Below are 16,525 nucleotides of genomic sequence, written 5' to 3'. Positions count from 1 at the left end.
CACGCGATTGCGCCACCGCGCGGGCAGCAAGGAGCACACCTTACATGTTGCGACGTCTACTCGCTTCGTGGAATTCGGCACTGCATGATGCAATGCAGCCCGGTTTTCAGATACGAGATCTCAGTTTTGCCGTCGAAAGCCGACAGCGCCGACTTCAAGAGCTTGGTGCCGAAGCCGGGCTCCGACACCTTGTCCACGCTCGGTCCTTCGGTTTCGTCCCAGGTGATCGTCAGGCGGTCGTCGGTGATGGTCCATGACACCTGCAACAGACCGCGCGGTGAGGAGAATGCGCCGTACTTGCCTGCATTGGTGGCAAGCTCGTGAAACATCAATGACAGCGTGACCGCGAGCTTGGGCGGCAGGAACAGCCGCTCGCCGTTGAGCGTGAAGCGGACATGGCCGTAAGGCCCGAGCTCGGAGATCAGAAGGTCGCGGATGTCGCAGCCGGCTTTGTCGATCCGCGAGATCAAATCATCGGTTGCGGCCAGCGAGCGCAGCCGCGGATCGACCCGGGCCCAGACCTGCGGCTGGTCGTGCAACACCTGGTGCACCACGGCATGCACCGTCGACAGCTTGTTCTTCAGCCGATGCTGGAGCTCCTCGACCAGCAGCTTGCGATAATCTTCTTCCTCGATCAGGCGTCTGGAAATTCGGCGCTGCTCGGCCAACATGGTGCGATAGTGCTCGACACCCCAGATGGTGATCGCGCACACGGTCCAGTAAAGCGCCAGCAGGACAAACCGCGCGCGATCGGCAAACGCATCGCCGAAATTCAGCGCGACGCCGAGCACGCCGCCGACGAGCGCCGTCACGATGCCGATCCGGAATCCGCCCAGGGCCGCAGCAAAGAAGACGGCCGGGAAGTACGGCGTGAAATAGATGTCGGGACGAACCTGAGCGAGGCCCCAGCGGACCAGGGTTGCAGCCAACAGGCAGACCACCGCAAAGCCGATGCTCAGAGCGAGCGAGGGCGGCGCCGCACCCTGCCAGCCCTTGCGGAACTCCTCGATCAGCTTCCTCATGCACTGCCTGGTTGCGATAGGCGTTCGACGGTCGAGCGGCCCGTGAGGATGTTACGCATGCCGCCCATACAAGCATAGCTTGCCTTGTCGGAAGCGGGCAGGAATAGTGACCGCTGCGGCGACGGCGGCGGCCGGCATTCGCCATTTGGCATCAAATCACTCGAAAACAGGAACATTCCATGGGCAGGCTGGACGACAAGGTTGCGGTGATCACGGGGGCGACGAGCGGCATCGGATTGCGCACTGCGGAAGTCTTCGTTGCCGAAGGTGCCAAAATTGTGATCGCAGGCCGGCGCGTACCGGAAGGCGAGGCGCTGGCGAAGCAGCTCGGGGAAAGCTGCATCTTCCGTCAGACCGACGTCACCGTCGAAGCGCAGATGCAGGCGCTGATCGCGCTCGCGGTCGACAAGTTCGGCAGGATCGATTGCCTGTTCAACAATGCCGGCGGGCCGGCACAGACCGGCGGCATCGAAGGGCTCGAGGTCGAGCGGTTCGATGCGGCGATGGCGACGCTGGTGCGCAGCGTCATGCTCGGCATGAAGCACGCCGCGCCCTACATGAAGAAGCAGGGCGGCGGCAGCATCATCAACAATGGCAGCATTGCCGGCCGCCTCGCCGGCTTCTCGTCGTCGATGGTCTATGGCGCGGCCAAGGCGGCGGTGATCCATCTCACCAAATGCGTGGCGATGGAGCTCGGCGAATCCAACGTTCGCGTCAACTCGATCTCGCCCGGCGCGATCGCGACCGGCATCTTCGGCAAGGCGCTGGGGCTCTCGACCGATGCCGCCGAGAAGACGCCGGCGGTGATGCGCGAAGTCTACAAGACCGCGCAGCCGATCCCCCGCGCGGGTCTTCCTGAAGATATCGCCCAGGCCGCAGTGTTCCTGGCCAGCGACGAATCCAGCTTCATCAACGGCCACGACCTCGTCGTCGACGGCGCCATGACCGGCGGCCGCAACTGGAGCCAGCAGCAGCAGGGCTATGTGGCCCTGCGCAAGGCGTTCGACCAGGAGGCGTAGCAGCTCCGGCGATGGTGCCGTAGGGTGGGCAAAGGCGCGCCCTTCGCGCGCCGTGCCCACCATCGATGTTTGCACCCGGAGAAACGTGGTGGGCACGCTTCGCTTTGCCCACCCTACGAGATCGGCGCCTAAACCGCCTTCACCTTCACCCGCAACCCGTCCCGCGGCTTCGGGATCGGCCACATCTGCCAGTCGGGCTTGTAGCCTGGCGCGAGCGACACTTCGATATTCTCCAGGAAATGCCGCGCGAAACATTTCGCCTGCATGTAGGCGAAGTGCAGGCCGAGGCACATATGCGCGCCGCCGCCGAACGGCACGAAGGCGAAACGGTGACGGCCACGCTGTGCGTCCTCGGTGAAGCGCATGGGATCGAAACGGTCCGGCTCCGGCCAGATCTCCTTCATGTGGTGGGTATAGAGCGGGTTGATGCCGATCGCCGTGCCGGCGGGAATCGCAAAACCCTTGAAGCTGAAATCGCGCATCGCGCGGCGCGGCATCGACGGCACCGGCGGCTTGAGCCGCAGCGCTTCCTTGAACGCCATCTCGGTCAGCGGCATCTTCTCGAGATCGTCGAAGCTGGTCGGCGCGCCGGAGGCGAGGCCGAGCGCGAGCACCTCCGCGCGCAGCCGGTCCTGCCAGTCCGGATTGGCGGCGAGCTCGCCGATGAAGGAGGTCAGTGACGAGGTCAGCGTGTCGTGCGCGGCCATCATCAGGAAGCTCATATGGTCGATGATGTCCTGGTCCGACAGCAGCGCGCCGTTCTCATGGGTGGCGCGGCAGAGCTGCGAGAACAGATCGTCGCCACCGTGATTGCCGCGCCGCAGCGGAATCTGCTCGCGGAAATAGGCGATGATGCGCTTGCGTCCCTTCACCCCTCGCGCCATCTGGGTGCCGGGCAGGGGGCGGCGGATCGGGGTGACGGCGGCGGCCACCATGTCGATGAAGGCGCGGTTGATCTCGTCGACCTCGGGCCCGATATCGGCGCCGAGGAACGAGGCCGCGGCGAGATCGAGCGTGAGCTGTTTCATCGCCGGATAAAGCTGCATCTCGCCCGGCTTCGCCTTCCACTGCGCGACGCGCGCGGAAATGCCCCGGTCGAGATCGCCGAGATAGGACTTCATCGGCCCGGACTTGAACGCGACCGAGAGCGCCTTGCGATGCAGGCGATGCTCCTCGAAATCGAGCAGCATCAATCCGCGCGGAAACAACAGCCCCAGCACCTTGTCCCAGCCATGGGTCGAGGAGAACAGCTTCTGCTGGTCGAACAGCACGAGCTCGTTGGCCTCGGGCCCGAGCAGCACGACGTTGGTCTCGCCGAAAAAGTGCGTGCGGTAGACCAGTCCGTACTTGGCGCCGTTCGCCTCGATATGGCCCTTGGGATCGGCGAGCACCTGAAAGGTCTTGCCGATGATCGGCCAGCCTTCGTCGCCGGGAATGTGGGTCAGCTCGTTGCGCTTGGGCGGAGTGAACGGAAGCGCAGGGGCGGCCACATTCTGCATCGACATGACGATTGCTCCGGTTGGCTGGCCCCGCAAACATAGCACGATCCGGTCGCGATGAGCTGCGGTCGTCTTGCGCACAAAATCGTCACTCCCACCGCCGTCGTCCCCGCGGAGGCGGAGACCCATAACCACAGGGAGGAGTTTTGGTGCGAGGCTGGTAGCTCCGAGTCTTCGTAAATCCGCATCCTGTGGTTATGGGTCCCGGGCTCGCGCTGCGCGCGCCCCGGGACGACGAGTGGAGTGCCTACCGCTTCGCCGCTTCCTTCTGCAGATCCGGCGCGTTGACGGCGGGAATGGCGACGCGGCCGGGGCCGGTCACCTTCAGCGCCTCGGCGGCCTTCTCGTTCTCCATGATCTTGGCCATCACGGCCTGACCCGCACGCTCGAAGATCGCGCGGTTCTCGATCACGAATTTTTGCGACCTGCGCAGCCCGTCGATATAGCCGTTGATCTCGGGCACAACGTAGCGCGCCACCATGTCCCAGCTCCGGCGGGTGTTTTCCGGATTGGCCCAGTCGTGCACGAAGCCGATGACGGCGCCGACGCCACCGGAGACCTGCATCACGTTCTTGATGGTTTTGACGAGATCGTCGGGCGTGCCGATGGTGGACGCCGCCCCCTCGACGAAGGCGGTCTTGTCGACGGCCTCGTCGGGCGAGGAGAACGCGGTGAGGCCCGGCCGCTGCAGCGTGCCGACATTATATTCGTTGTGCCAGCGCATCAGCCCGGCGCCGGCCTCGCGGCGGGCTTGTTCACGCGTTTCCGCGATGTGCCAGGTCAAGAGCACGCGCCAGTCGGCGCGACGCACCGTGGTTCCGTGCTTCTTGGCGGCATCCTCGGCGAACTGCCATTGCTGCTGCAGCGACATCAGGCCCTGCGTCGTCATCGAGCCCAGCGAGATGATGCCGATGCCGTATTTGCCGGCGAGCGTCATGCCGGAGGGCGAGATCTGCGAGGCCACCACGAACGGCATCTCCTCCTGCAAGGGCAGGATCTGCAGCGCGGCGTCGTTCATCGTGAACCAGTCGCTTTTGGCGGTGACGCGCTCGCCGTTGAAGAGGCGGCGGATGATGCCGATCGCCTCGTCCTGACGGTCGCGCTGCGTCATCGGATCGATGCCGAGCGTGTGCGCATCGGAGGCGAGCGCGCCCGGGCCGGAGCCGAAGATGGCACGGCCGCCGGTCATGTGGTCGAGCTGCACCATGCGCTGGGCGACGTTGAAGGGATGGTGATAGGGCAGCGACACCACGCCGGTGCCGAGCTTAATCCGCTTGGTGCGCTCGCCGGCCGCGGCCAGGAACATCTCGGGCGAGGCGATCATCTCCCAGCCCGAGGAATGATGCTCGCCGCACCAGAACTCGTCATAGCCGAGCGCATCCAGCTGCTCGACCAGGTCGAGATCGCGCCGGAACTGCAGCATCGGATGCTCCCCGATCGGGTGATGCGGGGCAAGAAAGGCTCCGAACTTCAGGCGCGCCATGGCGGTCTCTCCGGCTGATTTTTCTGTTTGTTGGTCGTGTCAGGCTACGTGCCTGACGGCACGAACGCAATCACGCGATGTCCCGCGCGGTGGAATGCAGGCATGCGCGGTGGCAAGCGAGACGTTGCGTAGTCCTCGCCCGCTTCGCGCTTCATCACGATAAGGACACGCAGCGCGACTGGGCGGGTCCCTTCATTCGCGTTCGACACCTCCGCGAAGCCTCACAATCAGCGCGCGCAGAATTCCTCGCCTCGCTCTTGTCATTTGTGACATTCGTCATGATGGGCGCCGCATTTCCGGCGCGGATACGCCGCGCATCGGCACGAGATTGCGGACGTTGCGGTTAATACGTTCGGATTCTTGCAGATTTTCAGCCAATTTCCCGAGATTGACAGCGCACGGTCTTTTTATTTTGCGCCGCAGCAACTATCTGGTTGGGCTGGACGTTGAACGTCGCCCACCAGGAACTTGCCGTGTCGTTAGCCAGAAACATCGATCTGTTGAGACGTCTGCCCCGGCTGGACGGACTGCGCTTCGCCGAGCCCGGCCGCGGTGCAGATGGATCGAGCCCGCTGCAGGAGGTCACTGGCTTCGGCGACAATCCCGGCGCCTTGCGCATGTTCGCGTTCGTGCCGGCGCAATTGCAGCGGCCGCGCGCGCTCGTCGTCGTGCTGCATGGCTGCGGGCAAACGGCGGCCGCTTACGATCTCGGCGCGGGCTGGTCGACGCTCGCGCAACATTACGGCTTTGCGCTGTTGATGCCCGAGCAGCAGCGCATCAACAATGCCAACACCTGCTTCAACTGGTTCAATCCGGAGGACACCGCGCGGGACAGCGGCGAGCCGGGTTCGATCCGCGCGATGATCGCGCACATGGTGAAGACGCATCGCATCGATCCCAGGCGCGTCTTCATCACCGGCCTGTCGGCCGGCGGCGGCATGACCTCGGTGATGCTCGCGACCTATCCGGAAGTTTTCGCGGCCGGTGCGATCATTGCCGGGCTGCCTTACGGCATCGCCTCGAACTTGCGCGAGGCGCTCGATGGCATGTTTCATTCCCCGGCGCGTCCTGCGCGCGAGCTCGGCGATCTCGTGCGCAGCGCCTCCGATCATCGCGGCCCCTGGCCGAGGGTCTCGGTGTGGCACGGCAGCGCCGACCGCACCGTCAATCCCGGCAATGCCAACGAGATCGTCAAGCAATGGCTCGACCTTCATGGCCTGCCCGAACTGCCGATGGCCGAGACCAATGTCGACGGCTATCCGCGCCAGGCCTGGTGGGACAAGGACGGCGAGACGCTGGTCGAGTCCTATGCCATCACCGACATGGCGCACGGCACGCCGCTGGGGCTCGCCGACAACGATCAGCGCTACGGCATCGAAGGCGCCTTCCTGATCGAGGCCGGCATCTCCTCGTCCTACCACATCGCAAAGTTCTTCGGCCTCACCGGCTGGATTGCGGACGCCGCGACGACGAAGGCGGAAGCCAAATCCGCCACGAAGCCCGCGACGAAGCCTGCCGCGAAGCCGGCGCTCTCACCCGCGCCGCATCTCGCCCGCTCGATCCGCACCGCGGTCGCCGCGGAGCCGGCCGAGCCGCAGGGCGAGAAGGTGCGCGGCTTCGACCTCGGCCAGATCATCACGCGCGCGCTCACGGCCGCGGGATTGATGAAGTAGCCTCGCTGTCGTCCCGGACAAGCGCGCCTGAAGCGCGTGCCGATCCGGGACCCATAGCCACAGGACAAAGTTGGGCACGAAGAGGTGACTCCGAGTCCCCGTAACCACATCTCCCTGTGGTTATGGATCCCGGATCTGCGCTTGCGCTTGTCCGGGATGACAGCGGAGTTTGTAGCGGCGGCTTCAATTCAGCTCCGCGAAAAGCTACCCCGTCTGATCGATCACCTCGACCGGCGTCACGCTGATCTCGCCGCCCGCGACCTTCCGCGTCACCTCCTGGTAGTGCTTGAAGAAGTCGCGCGATTGCAGCGTTTTCTGCGCAGCATCGTCGGCGACGCTGGCGAAGTGGAGATAGCTGCCGTCGTCGCGATGCTTCAGGCAACGATAACCGATCCTCCCCTTCAGCTCCGCATCGGCGTCGATCGCCGCGATGAAGCGGCCGATCTCGCGGTGCCATTCCTCCGTCGTGCCGTTCTTGAACGCGTATCTGATCATGAAGTGCTTCATGTGACGCTCCCTGTTCGTCTTGTGCGTCATCATCTGCGCGCTTGATACGATCCCGCAAGTATGGACAAAATTGATAGTATGGACTTTTTCGCCGTTGCTCCTATCCTCATCGCATAGCGTTTTCGAGCGAAGTGGATACCGGTTCGCGTAAAGAAAACGCGTCAAAACAAGAATCTTCCACATGGAGGAAACGACATGGCGAAGACGTCTCCCGCGCGCACCTGTCCGGTTGCGGCGTTTCAGAAGATGATCAGCGGCAAATACAAGCTGCGCATCGTCTGGGACCTCAAGGACGGCCCGCGCCGCTACGGCGAGATCAGAAGCGGCTTGCTGCGCGGCGCATCAGGCAGCGCCGAGATCACCCCGCGCGTGCTCAGCCGCGAATTGAAGGCGTTGACGATGAGCGGCCTGATCGACCGCAAGGATTTCGGCGAGGTGCCGCCGAAGGTCGAGTACCGCCTGACGCGCAAGGGCAAGAGCTTCGTCCCCGTCGTTGCCGCAATCCGCGAGTGGGGCGAGCGCAATCTCGGTGAGGCGACGGCACTCGCGGACGCCGCTGAATAAGCCTACATCTCGCCGGTGATGAACGGATTGGTCATCCGTTCCTGGCCGATGCTCGAGCCGGCGCCGTGGCCGCAGATGAAGCCGACATCGTCGCCGAGCGGCAGCAATTTCGTCTTGATCGAACTGATCAGCGTGGCGTGACTGCCGCCGGGCAGGTCGGTGCGTCCGACCGAGCCGGCGAACAGGACGTCGCCGACATGGGCAAACCGCAGATCCTTGTTGAAGAACACCACGCTGCCGGGCGAATGACCCGGACAATGCAGGATATCGAACTGCAAGCCGCCGATCGACACGCTGTCGCCCTCGTCGAGCCAGCGGTCGGGCGTGAAATCGCGTCCTCCCGTCATGCCGAAGCGCGCGCCGCTCGCCACGACGTTGTCGAGCAGGAACTTGTCCGCGACATGCGGTCCCTCGATCGGCACCGTCAGCGCATCGCGCAGCTCGGCCGCGCCGCCGACATGGTCGATATGGCCGTGGGTCAGCCAGATCTTCTCCACCGTGACGCCGGTCTGCTTGATCGCATCCAGGATCTTCGGCACGTCGCCGCCGGGATCGATCACCACGGCCTTCTTGGAAGGCTCGTCCCAGATGATGGTGCAGTTCTGCTCGAACAGCGTCACGGGAACGATGATCGCGCCCGCCTTGGCTTGCCGGGATTCTCGCCGGGATTCTTGGCTGTCGTTTTGCTCGGTCATGGCCTCACAATGCCGATTTTTGCCGGGCCGCCAAGCAAAAGATTCGGGCCCGCGCCAGGGAACAACCGTCACACGGCCGTCCCAATTGGCCTGCCAATTTGAACCGGGGCGTTGCTGTCGCGTTCTCCCGCGCAAGGCGTCAGATTTGGGTGGTCTTCGGCATGGCTCACGACAACGAGAATTGGTGGCGCGACGGCATCTTCTATCAGATCTATCCGCGCTCGTTTCAGGACTCGGACGGTGACGGCGTCGGCGATCTCGCCGGCATCCTCAAGAGGCTGCCTTACGTCAAATCGCTCGGCGTCGATGCGATCTGGCTGTCCCCGATCTTTCCCTCGCCGATGGCCGATTTCGGCTACGACATCTCGGACTATGTCGGCATCGAGCCGCTGTTCGGCACGATGGCCGATTTCGACGCGTTGCTCGCGGCCGCCCACGACAATGGCCTGAAGCTGATCCTCGATCTCGTGCCGAACCACACCTCCGACCTGCATCCCTGGTTCACCGAGAGCCGGTCCTCGCGCGACAATCCCAAGCGCGATTGGTACATCTGGCGCGATCCGGCGCCAGGCGGCGGCGTTCCGAACAATTGGTTGTCCGAGTTCGGCGGCAGCGCGTGGGCTTTCGACGAAGCCACCGGTCAATATTACTACCACGCCTTCCTCGCCCAGCAGCCGGATCTCAACTGGCGCAATCCGGACGTCCGCAAAGCGATCTACGACGTGATGCGGTTCTGGCTCGACAAGGGCGTCGACGGCTTTCGCGTCGACGTGATCTGGCACCTGATCAAGGACGCCGAATTCCGCGACAATCCGGCCAACCCGCACTACGTCGAGGGCCGTCCGCCGAACGAAAAAATCCTCACGCAATATTCCACCGACCAGCCGGAGGTGCATGACGTTATCGCCGAGATGCGGCGCGTCACCGATTCCTATGGCGCGCGCGTCCTGATCGGCGAGATCTATCTGCCGCTGCACCGGCTCATGGCCTATTACGGCAACGATCTCACCGGCGCGCAGATGCCGTTCAACTTCGCGCTGCTCTCGACCTTCTGGAGCGCCCGCTCGATCGAAAAGATCATCGAGGATTACGAAAAGGCATTGCCGCGCGGCGCCTGGCCCAACTGGGTGCTCGGCAATCACGATCGTCCGCGCGTCGCGAGCCGCGTCGGGCCCGAGCAGGCCCGCGTCGCGGCCATGCTGCTGCTGACGCTGCGCGGCACGCCGACGCTTTACTACGGCGACGAGATCGGCATGCACCAGCTCGCGATCGCGCCGGAGGACGTGCGCGATCCCTTCGAGAAGAACGTCCCCGGCATCGGTGTCGGCCGCGACGGCTGCCGCACGCCGATGCAATGGGATTCCTCGAACTTCGCAGGTTTTTCGCAAGCAAGGCCCTGGCTGCCGCTGCCGGAGGACCACATCCGCGAGAATGTCGCCAATCTCGAAGCCGACCCGCGTTCGATCCTCAACCTCTACAAGCGCCTGATCGGCTTGCGGAAGAGCTGCCCTCCGCTGGTCACGGGCGATTATCATCCGATCGCCGCGCAAGGCGATCTGCTGATCTATCGCCGCGCGGCCGGCGGCAAGGCCGTGATCGTCGCGCTCAATCTCGGCCCCGATCCGGTCGCGGTGACCAGCAGCGCGATCCGTTTCGGCAGCAGCATCTTGCTGTCGACGTTCCTGGATCGCGAAGGTGAGGAGATCGAAGGCGTGCTGGACCTGCGCGGCAACGAGGGCGTGGTGGTGGCGTCACCCACCTAACTGTCGTCCCGGGGCGGGACGAAGTCGCGAGCTATGATGCGCAATTGCGCATCTGAGGACCCATAACCACAGGAAGAAGTTTTGCGACGACTCGGAGTTGCCCGCTTTGCCCCACACGTCTCCCTGTGGTTATGGATTCCGGGCTCGCGCTACGCGCGTCCCGGAATGACGGGCGGGATGGAATCGGCTATTCTCCCGCCATGGACAACACCGCCCGCATCACACTCGTGCCGCCGCCGGATCGTCGCCAGTCGGAGACGGCGCTGGCGATCGCGCGCGGCACCGCGCGTCTGTTGCGCTCGCTCGGCTTCTCCTGCATCAGCGAATTGCCGCTGCCGTCGGGCCGGCGCGCCGATCTCGTCGCGCTGAACGAGCGCGGCGAGATCTGGATCGTCGAGATCAAGTCGTCGGTCGAGGATTTGCGCGCCGATCAGAAATGGCACGAATACCGCGCCCATTGCGACCGGCTGTTCTTCGCCTTGACGCAGGATCTGCCGTGCGAGATCTTCCCCGATGACACTGGCCTGATCGTCGCCGACGCCTACGGCGCGCACCTGCATTGCGAGGCGCCCGAGCACAAGCTCGCCGCCGCCACCCGCAAGCAGATGACGGTGCGGTTCGCGATGGCGGCGGCCTTGCGGATCAACCGCCTGGTCGATCCGCAGGGCCATGCGGATTTCTGGGAGTAGGCTGACTTCGTAGCCCGGATGGAGCGCAGCGCAATCCGGGACAATTGCAGCCCGTCGCGCCAATCCCGGATTACGCTGCGCTCCATCCGGGCTACGCAGTGTCGTAGGGTGGTCAAAGCGAAGCGTGCCCACCAATTAAAATTAATCAGGATCGAAATAGAGAACGTGGGCACGGCGCTTCGCGCCTTTGCCCACCCTATGCGACCGCTACCTCGGCGCGCGCTTCGCCAGGATCCGCTGCAAGGTACGCCGGTGCATGTTGAGCCGGCGCGCCGTTTCCGAGACGTTGCGGTTGCACATCTCGTAGATGCGCTGGATGTGCTCCCAGCGGACGCGGTCGGCCGACATCGGGTTGGCCGGCAGCTCGGATTTGTCCGTGTTGGTCGACAGCAGTGCGGCGACGACGTCGTCGGCATCCGCGGGCTTGGAGAGATAATCGATCGCGCCCATCTTCACCGCGGTCACCGCAGTGGCGATGTTGCCGTAGCCGGTCAGCACGATCGCGCGCGCATCCGGCCGCTTCTTCTTGAGCGCCGAGACCACGTCGAGGCCGTTGCCGTCGCCGAGCCGCAGATCCACCACCGCGAACGCCGGCGCCGATTTGCCGATCTGCGCAAGCCCGTCCGAGACCGTGTCGCATGATGTCACCGAAAAGCCGCGGCTCTCCATGGCCCGTGACAAACGCTCCAGAAACGGCTTGTCGTCTTCAACGATGAGCAGCGAGCGGTCGGTCTGTTCGTTCAGGTCGGCAATGGCGTTCAAGGTTGTTTCCTCTCTCCAGCGCATCGACATATGGCGTCGCAATCGCGCGGTGCCAAGGCGGCAAATGGTCGACCCGCCCCGTTGTGCGACGCAAGGTCGCGGCTATCCTATTGTTTCTTCGAGCGTCTCGATAGCCTCAAAACGCTGTCTCGGCCATGTGATCTGAACCACCGCACCATGGTCCGGAAAGATGCGGTTGGTAAACGAGACCTTCGCGCCGGTGCGCTCCAGCAAGGTGCGCGCGATGAAGACGCCGAGGCCGAGGCCGCGCCGTTCGCCGCCACCATCATCCTGGGGGCGTCGCCGCGACAGATAGGGCTCGCCGATCCGGTTGAGAATATCGGGTGGAATGCCCGGTCCGTCGTCGGAGATCACGAGCTCGATATGGTCCTGGTTCCACCAGGCGTTCACCTCGACGGTGGTGCGGGCGAAATCGACCGCGTTCTCGACGATGTTGCCGATGCCGTAGAGGATCGCGGGATTGCGCGAGCCGACCGGCTCCGCCGCCGCGGCCACCGCGATCCGCACCTTGATCTCGACGCCGAAATCGCGATGCGGCGCCACCACCTCCTCGATCAGCTCCGACAGCTTCATGTGGTCGAACGGCGCGCCGGTGGGGGAAAGCTGGGTGATCTTGCTGAGGATGTCGCGGCAGCGCTGGGTCTGCTCGCGCAAGGTCTTCAGGTCGGCGGCGATGCTTGGCTCCTTCACCGTCTTTTCCAGCTCGCGCGAGATCAGGAAGATCGTCGCGAGCGGCGTGCCGAGCTCGTGTGCGGCCGCGGCGGCAAGACCGTCGAGCTGGGTCAGGTGCTGCTCGCGCGTCAGCACCAGTTCGGTTGCGGCCAGCGCGTCCGCAAGCTTGCGCGCCTCCTCGGTCACCTGGAACGAGTAGAGGCTGGTGACGCCGATCGCGAGCGCAATCGAAAGCCAGACCCCGACGAGATAGACCGGCGGCAGCACCAGGGGATCCTCGGAATCCCACGGCAGCGGAAAATGGAAGAAGAACAGGACCGACGCGCAGGCCACCGCGAGCAGGCCGAGGCCGAAGGTGAAACGGGCCGGCAGCGCCGTGGCCGAGATCAGCACGGGTGCGAGGAACAGGAACGAGAACGGGTTCTGCAGTCCGCCGGTGAAGAACAACAGACCGGCCAGCTCGACGATGTTCAGCGCGAGCAGGCCGGCCGCCTGCATCGGCTCCAGCCGCTGCATCGGATTGGCTGCGGTCTGGAGTGCGAGGTTGAGCGCCGCCGAGAGCGCGATGATGCTGACGCAGGGAATGATCTCGACGTTGAACTCCAGCCCCTGGGCCACGATGAAGATCGCGGCGAGTTGCCCCAGCACCGCCAGCCAGCGCAGCCGCAGGATCGTGTCCAGCCGGATATGCCGCTGCGCGTGATGGAAGTCGGAATCGGCAATTTTGGTCATATCGGCCAATGTGGCGGCGCCTTCCAAGGTCACGGACGCCGGGCTGACGGAACCGCCCGGTGAGGAGCCCTTACATCGAGCCTTGCGCTCGCCGATGCAATAGCAGAAGAACGGCCAGCATGACCGAGAATGGCAAGGCTTCAAGTCGGCCGACTGTCGCGGATCGAGATTCGTCCGCGGCAATTGCCGTCGATCACCTCGTCAAGGTCTACAAGCAGACCCGCGCCGTCGACGACATCTCCTTCTCGCTGCCGCGCGGCAGCATCACCGGGCTGCTCGGCGGCAACGGCGCCGGCAAGACCACGACCATCGCGATGATCATGGGCTTGGTGCTGCCGACCTCCGGCCGCGTGCAGGTGCTCGGTCACGAGATGCCGGACGAGAGTGCGTCCGTGCTGGGGCGGATGAATTTCGAAAGCCCCTATGTCGACATGCCGATGCGGCTCACGGTGCGGCAGAACCTCACTGTGTTCGGCAAGCTCTATGCGGTGAAGAACCTCACTGAGCGCATTGCCAGGCTCGCCGCCGATCTCGACCTCGGCGATTTCATCGACCGCGCCAACGGCAAGCTCTCCGCCGGGCAGAAGACCCGCGTTGCGCTGGCAAAGGCGCTGATCAACCAGCCGGAGCTGCTCTTGCTGGACGAGCCGACCGCCTCGCTCGACCCCGATACCGCCGATTGGGTGCGGGCGCATCTGGAGCGGTATCGCCGGGACAACAACGCCACCATTCTCCTCGCCTCGCACAACATGCTCGAGGTCGAGCGGCTCTGCGACCGCGTCATCATCATGAAGCGCGGCCGCATCGAGGACGACGATACGCCCGAGGCGATCATGGCCCGCTACAACCGCACCACGCTGGAGGAGGTGTTTCTCGACGTCGCCCGCGGCCGGGCAAACGGGGCGAAGGAGGCGGTGAGGTGAGGGAGAGCTGTAATCGTAACTTCAATGGAGCGACGTCATTCCGGGGTGCGCGGAGCGCGAGCCCGGAATCCATAACCACAGGCGGCAGCTGTGAGGCGAGACTGGTAAATCCGAGTCTTCGCCAAATTCAATCCTGTGATTATGGATCCCGGGTTCGCGACTACGTCGCGCCCCGGGATGACACTTTCCATCCCGGCCACGGGGTACGGCCATGACCGAGCTCTCCCTCCACCGCGGCATCTCGCTCCACCGCATCGGCGCGATGATCCTGCGCTATTGGTATCTGCTGCTGTCGTCCTGGCCGCGGCTGCTCGAGCTGCTTTATTGGCCGGCGCTGCAGGTCATCACCTGGGGCTTTCTCCAGTATTATATCGCCGAGAACGCCAATTTCTTCGCGCGCGCCGGCGGCACGCTGATCGGCGCCGTCATCCTCTGGGACATCCTGTTCCGCGGCCAGCTCGGCTTCTCCATCTCGTTCCTGGAGGAGATGTGGGCGCGCAACCTCGGCAATCTCATGATGAGCCCCTTGAGGCCGATCGAGTTTCTGTTGGCGCTCATGGTCATGAGCCTGATCCGGCTTGCGATCGGCATCATTCCGATGACCCTGCTCGCGCTGTTCCTGTTTCACTTCAACATCTATGCCCTCGGCCCGCCCCTGATCGCGTTCTTCTGCAATCTGATCTTCACCAGTTGGTCCGTCGGCATCTTCGTCTCCGGCCTCGTGGTGCGTAACGGCCTCGGCGCCGAGAGCATCGTCTGGACGTTGATGTTCGCAATCCTGCCGCTTGCTTGCGTCTACTATCCCGTCAGCGTGTTGCCGGTCTGGCTGCAATACGTCGCCTGGGCGTTGCCGCCGACCTATGCCTTCGAGGGCATGCGCGCGCTGCTGATCGAGCAGACCTTTAGGAGCGATCTGATGATGGAGGCGTTGCTCATCAACGCCGTCCTTTTGGTTGCATCTTTTGGGGCATTCCTTGCCCTTTTGCGCAGCGCAAAGCGGCACGGCTCGCTGCTGTCGGGCGGTGAATAAAGTCACTTTCCCGTGGATTCACGCTGATTTGGCGGTTTTCGGCACGTAGATGTACGGAACCATGCATTGACGCAATATTACGCATTCGGCAGTATGCTGCGATGCGAAGAGGAATATGACGATGCCTATTGGTGAGTTCGGCGGCGCACCGCCCCTGGCGGCAGAAGGCAGTCCGGCCCTGACGACGCCGATGTACTGGATGTACGAGATGGCGCACGCCTCTCTCAATCCGGCGCGTGCGGTCACCGACGCGACCAAGCTGCTGTTTCAGAACCCCCTCAATCCCTGGTCGCGCACCGAGGTCGGCAAGTCGGTCGCCGCGGCCTGCGAATTGTTCGAGCGCACCACGCGCCGCTACGGCAAGCCGGAATGGGGTCTCAACGACACCGAGGTCAACGGCATCCGCGTCCCCGTCGAGATCCGCTCGGTCTGGGAAAAGCCGTTCTGCAAGCTGCTCTACTTCGACCGCAAGTTCGCCCGTCCGCTGCGCAGTCCGCAGCCGCGCGTGCTGATCGTGGCGCCGATGTCCGGCCATTATGCGACGCTGCTGCGCGGCACGGTCGAAGCCTTCCTGCCGGCGCATGAGGTCTACATCACCGACTGGGCCGATGCCCGCATGGTGCCCTTGAGCGAAGGCCGCTTCGATCTCGACGATTACATCGACTATGTCATCGAGATGCTGCATGTGCTCGGCGGCAACACCCACGTGATGGCGGTGTGCCAGCCCTCCGTGCCCGTCGTCGCGGCGGTCTCGATCATGGAAGCGCGGCGCGATCCGTTCGTGCCGACCTCAATGACGCTGATGGGCGGCCCGATCGACACCCGCCGCAATCCGACCGCGGTGAACAATCTCGCCCAGGAGCGCGGCATCGACTGGTTCCGCAACCACGTCATCACCAAAGTGCCGTTCCCGCATCCGGGCATGATGCGCGACGTCTATCCGGGATTCTTGCAGCTCAACGGCTTCATCAGCATGAATCTCGACCGGCACATGGATGCCCACAAGCAGCTGTTTGCCCATCTGGTGAAGGGCGACGGCGATCTCGCCGACAAGCATCGCGACTTCTACGACGAATATCTCGCGGTGATGGATCTGTCGGCCGAGTATTACCTGCAGACCGTCGACACCGTGTTCGTGAAGCACTCGTTGCCGAAGGGCGAGATGACCCATCGCGGAACCCGCGTCGATCCTTCCAAGGTCAAGCGCGTCGCGTTGATGACGGTCGAAGGCGAGAACGACGACATCTCCGGTCTCGGTCAGACCGAGGCGACGCACACATTGTGCAGCGCGATTCCCGATCATCGCCGCGTTCATTACGTCCAGAAGGGCGTCGGACATTACGGCGTGTTCAATGGATCGCGTTTCAAGTCGGAGATCGTGCCACGGATTCACGACTTCATGGTTTCGGCTGCGAATCCTGCTTCGTTGCAGGCGCTTGCGGCTGAATAACCTCGAATTTCGGCTTTCCCG

Annotated in this window: 15 protein-coding genes; 8 read left to right on the top strand and 7 right to left on the bottom strand. The window is 63.9% G+C overall.

Annotated features, from left to right (window positions below; all coding sequences use genetic code 11):
• Nucleotides 1–56 precede the first annotated feature (56 nt).
• Nucleotides 57–1,022 (bottom strand): HWE histidine kinase domain-containing protein, encoded by a 966-nt coding sequence (locus I6F12_RS31420; RefSeq protein WP_057025911.1) that lies wholly within the window; start codon nucleotides 1,020–1,022, stop codon nucleotides 57–59.
• Nucleotides 1,023–1,201: 179 nt separating this feature from the next.
• On the opposite strand from I6F12_RS31420, the gene I6F12_RS31415 reads away from it, so the two are divergent.
• Nucleotides 1,202–2,041 carry a glucose 1-dehydrogenase gene (locus tag I6F12_RS31415; RefSeq protein ID WP_225130149.1) on the top strand — a complete coding sequence of 280 codons (840 nt, stop codon included), beginning with the start codon at nucleotides 1,202–1,204 and terminating at the stop codon, nucleotides 2,039–2,041.
• Between the two features lie 128 nt (nucleotides 2,042–2,169).
• On the opposite strand, the gene I6F12_RS31410 is transcribed toward I6F12_RS31415, so the two are convergent.
• A complete protein-coding gene (locus tag I6F12_RS31410) occupies nucleotides 2,170–3,546 on the bottom strand; it encodes a cytochrome P450 (RefSeq protein WP_225130147.1) in 1,377 nt (458 codons plus the stop codon).
• Nucleotides 3,547–3,787: 241 nt separating this feature from the next.
• Nucleotides 3,788–5,023, bottom strand: a complete 1,236-nt coding sequence (locus I6F12_RS31405; RefSeq protein ID WP_225130145.1) for an LLM class flavin-dependent oxidoreductase — start codon at nucleotides 5,021–5,023, stop codon at nucleotides 3,788–3,790.
• A gap of 473 nt (nucleotides 5,024–5,496) precedes the next feature.
• Here I6F12_RS31405 and I6F12_RS31400 point away from each other — a divergent pair, with 473 nt between their 5' ends.
• Nucleotides 5,497–6,696, top strand: a complete 1,200-nt coding sequence (locus I6F12_RS31400) for a PHB depolymerase family esterase (protein WP_225157996.1) — start codon at nucleotides 5,497–5,499, stop codon at nucleotides 6,694–6,696.
• 204 nt (nucleotides 6,697–6,900) lie between these two features.
• Here I6F12_RS31400 and I6F12_RS31395 read toward each other — a convergent pair whose 3' ends face one another.
• Nucleotides 6,901–7,203 (bottom strand): hypothetical protein, encoded by a 303-nt coding sequence (locus tag I6F12_RS31395; RefSeq protein ID WP_225144836.1) that lies wholly within the window; start codon nucleotides 7,201–7,203, stop codon nucleotides 6,901–6,903.
• 195 nt (nucleotides 7,204–7,398) lie between these two features.
• Here I6F12_RS31395 and I6F12_RS31390 point away from each other — a divergent pair, with 195 nt between their 5' ends.
• On the top strand, nucleotides 7,399–7,767 hold the full coding sequence (locus tag I6F12_RS31390; RefSeq protein WP_036038584.1) for a helix-turn-helix domain-containing protein: 369 nt from the start codon (nucleotides 7,399–7,401) through the stop codon (nucleotides 7,765–7,767).
• A 2-nt stretch (nucleotides 7,768–7,769) separates the two neighbouring features.
• On the opposite strand, the gene I6F12_RS31385 is transcribed toward I6F12_RS31390, so the two are convergent.
• Nucleotides 7,770–8,462: an MBL fold metallo-hydrolase gene (locus I6F12_RS31385; RefSeq protein WP_225157995.1), complete on the bottom strand. Its 693-nt coding sequence runs from the start codon at nucleotides 8,460–8,462 to the stop codon at nucleotides 7,770–7,772.
• Nucleotides 8,463–8,623: 161 nt separating this feature from the next.
• Here I6F12_RS31385 and I6F12_RS31380 point away from each other — a divergent pair, with 161 nt between their 5' ends.
• Together I6F12_RS31380 and I6F12_RS31375 are read left to right on the top strand one after the other, a co-directional pair.
• The gene (locus I6F12_RS31380; RefSeq protein ID WP_225157994.1) at nucleotides 8,624–10,225 is read left to right on the top strand and encodes an alpha-amylase family glycosyl hydrolase; all 1,602 of its coding nucleotides are present in this window, start codon (nucleotides 8,624–8,626) and stop codon (nucleotides 10,223–10,225) included.
• A gap of 200 nt (nucleotides 10,226–10,425) precedes the next feature.
• Nucleotides 10,426–10,914, top strand: a complete 489-nt coding sequence (locus tag I6F12_RS31375) for an MmcB family DNA repair protein (protein WP_225157993.1) — start codon at nucleotides 10,426–10,428, stop codon at nucleotides 10,912–10,914.
• A gap of 207 nt (nucleotides 10,915–11,121) precedes the next feature.
• Here I6F12_RS31375 and I6F12_RS31370 read toward each other — a convergent pair whose 3' ends face one another.
• Nucleotides 11,122–11,676: an ActR/PrrA/RegA family redox response regulator transcription factor gene (locus tag I6F12_RS31370; RefSeq protein WP_036002403.1), complete on the bottom strand. Its 555-nt coding sequence runs from the start codon at nucleotides 11,674–11,676 to the stop codon at nucleotides 11,122–11,124.
• A gap of 102 nt (nucleotides 11,677–11,778) precedes the next feature.
• Nucleotides 11,779–13,101 carry an ActS/PrrB/RegB family redox-sensitive histidine kinase gene (locus I6F12_RS31365; RefSeq protein ID WP_109142077.1) on the bottom strand — a complete coding sequence of 441 codons (1,323 nt, stop codon included), beginning with the start codon at nucleotides 13,099–13,101 and terminating at the stop codon, nucleotides 11,779–11,781.
• 119 nt (nucleotides 13,102–13,220) lie between these two features.
• Between I6F12_RS31365 and I6F12_RS31360 the strand changes: the two genes are divergently transcribed.
• The 3 genes from I6F12_RS31360 (at nucleotide 13,221) to phaZ (ending at nucleotide 16,504) form a co-directional block, all read left to right on the top strand.
• Nucleotides 13,221–14,024, top strand: coding sequence for an ABC transporter ATP-binding protein (locus I6F12_RS31360; RefSeq protein ID WP_036023980.1), 804 nt, complete (start codon nucleotides 13,221–13,223; stop codon nucleotides 14,022–14,024).
• Nucleotides 14,025–14,235: 211 nt separating this feature from the next.
• A complete protein-coding gene (locus I6F12_RS31355) occupies nucleotides 14,236–15,054 on the top strand; it encodes an ABC transporter permease (protein ID WP_225157992.1) in 819 nt (272 codons plus the stop codon).
• A gap of 121 nt (nucleotides 15,055–15,175) precedes the next feature.
• Complete coding sequence (phaZ, locus tag I6F12_RS31350; RefSeq protein ID WP_036023987.1) at nucleotides 15,176–16,504, top strand: polyhydroxyalkanoate depolymerase; 1,329 nt, start codon at nucleotides 15,176–15,178, stop codon at nucleotides 16,502–16,504.
• The last annotated feature ends 21 nt before the right edge of the window (nucleotides 16,505–16,525 follow it).

Origin of the sequence: Bradyrhizobium sp. IC4059, assembly GCF_020193615.1 — a bacterium.
Lineage (GTDB): Bacteria > Pseudomonadota > Alphaproteobacteria > Rhizobiales > Xanthobacteraceae > Bradyrhizobium > Bradyrhizobium yuanmingense.
The sequence above is the reverse complement of the archived record's forward strand: the minus strand, read 5'-3'. Positions and strand labels throughout refer to the sequence as shown.

Excerpts from the sequence above, each read along its gene's own strand:
- I6F12_RS31420 (WP_057025911.1), bottom strand. The coding sequence starts at position 1,022 with ATGAGGAAGCTGATCGAGGAGTTCCGCAAGGGCTGGCAGGGTGCGGCG.
- I6F12_RS31415 (WP_225130149.1), top strand. The coding sequence starts at position 1,202 with ATGGGCAGGCTGGACGACAAGGTTGCGGTGATCACGGGGGCGACGAGC.
- I6F12_RS31410 (WP_225130147.1), bottom strand. The coding sequence starts at position 3,546 with ATGTCGATGCAGAATGTGGCCGCCCCTGCGCTTCCGTTCACTCCGCCC.
- I6F12_RS31405 (WP_225130145.1), bottom strand. The coding sequence starts at position 5,023 with ATGGCGCGCCTGAAGTTCGGAGCCTTTCTTGCCCCGCATCACCCGATC.
- I6F12_RS31395 (WP_225144836.1), bottom strand. The coding sequence starts at position 7,203 with ATGAAGCACTTCATGATCAGATACGCGTTCAAGAACGGCACGACGGAG.
- I6F12_RS31390 (WP_036038584.1), top strand. The coding sequence starts at position 7,399 with ATGGCGAAGACGTCTCCCGCGCGCACCTGTCCGGTTGCGGCGTTTCAG.
- I6F12_RS31385 (WP_225157995.1), bottom strand. The coding sequence starts at position 8,462 with ATGACCGAGCAAAACGACAGCCAAGAATCCCGGCGAGAATCCCGGCAA.
- I6F12_RS31380 (WP_225157994.1), top strand. The coding sequence starts at position 8,624 with ATGGCTCACGACAACGAGAATTGGTGGCGCGACGGCATCTTCTATCAG.
- I6F12_RS31375 (WP_225157993.1), top strand. The coding sequence starts at position 10,426 with ATGGACAACACCGCCCGCATCACACTCGTGCCGCCGCCGGATCGTCGC.
- I6F12_RS31365 (WP_109142077.1), bottom strand. The coding sequence starts at position 13,101 with ATGACCAAAATTGCCGATTCCGACTTCCATCACGCGCAGCGGCATATC.
- I6F12_RS31360 (WP_036023980.1), top strand. The coding sequence starts at position 13,221 with ATGACCGAGAATGGCAAGGCTTCAAGTCGGCCGACTGTCGCGGATCGA.
- I6F12_RS31355 (WP_225157992.1), top strand. The coding sequence starts at position 14,236 with ATGACCGAGCTCTCCCTCCACCGCGGCATCTCGCTCCACCGCATCGGC.
- phaZ (WP_036023987.1), top strand. The coding sequence starts at position 15,176 with ATGCCTATTGGTGAGTTCGGCGGCGCACCGCCCCTGGCGGCAGAAGGC.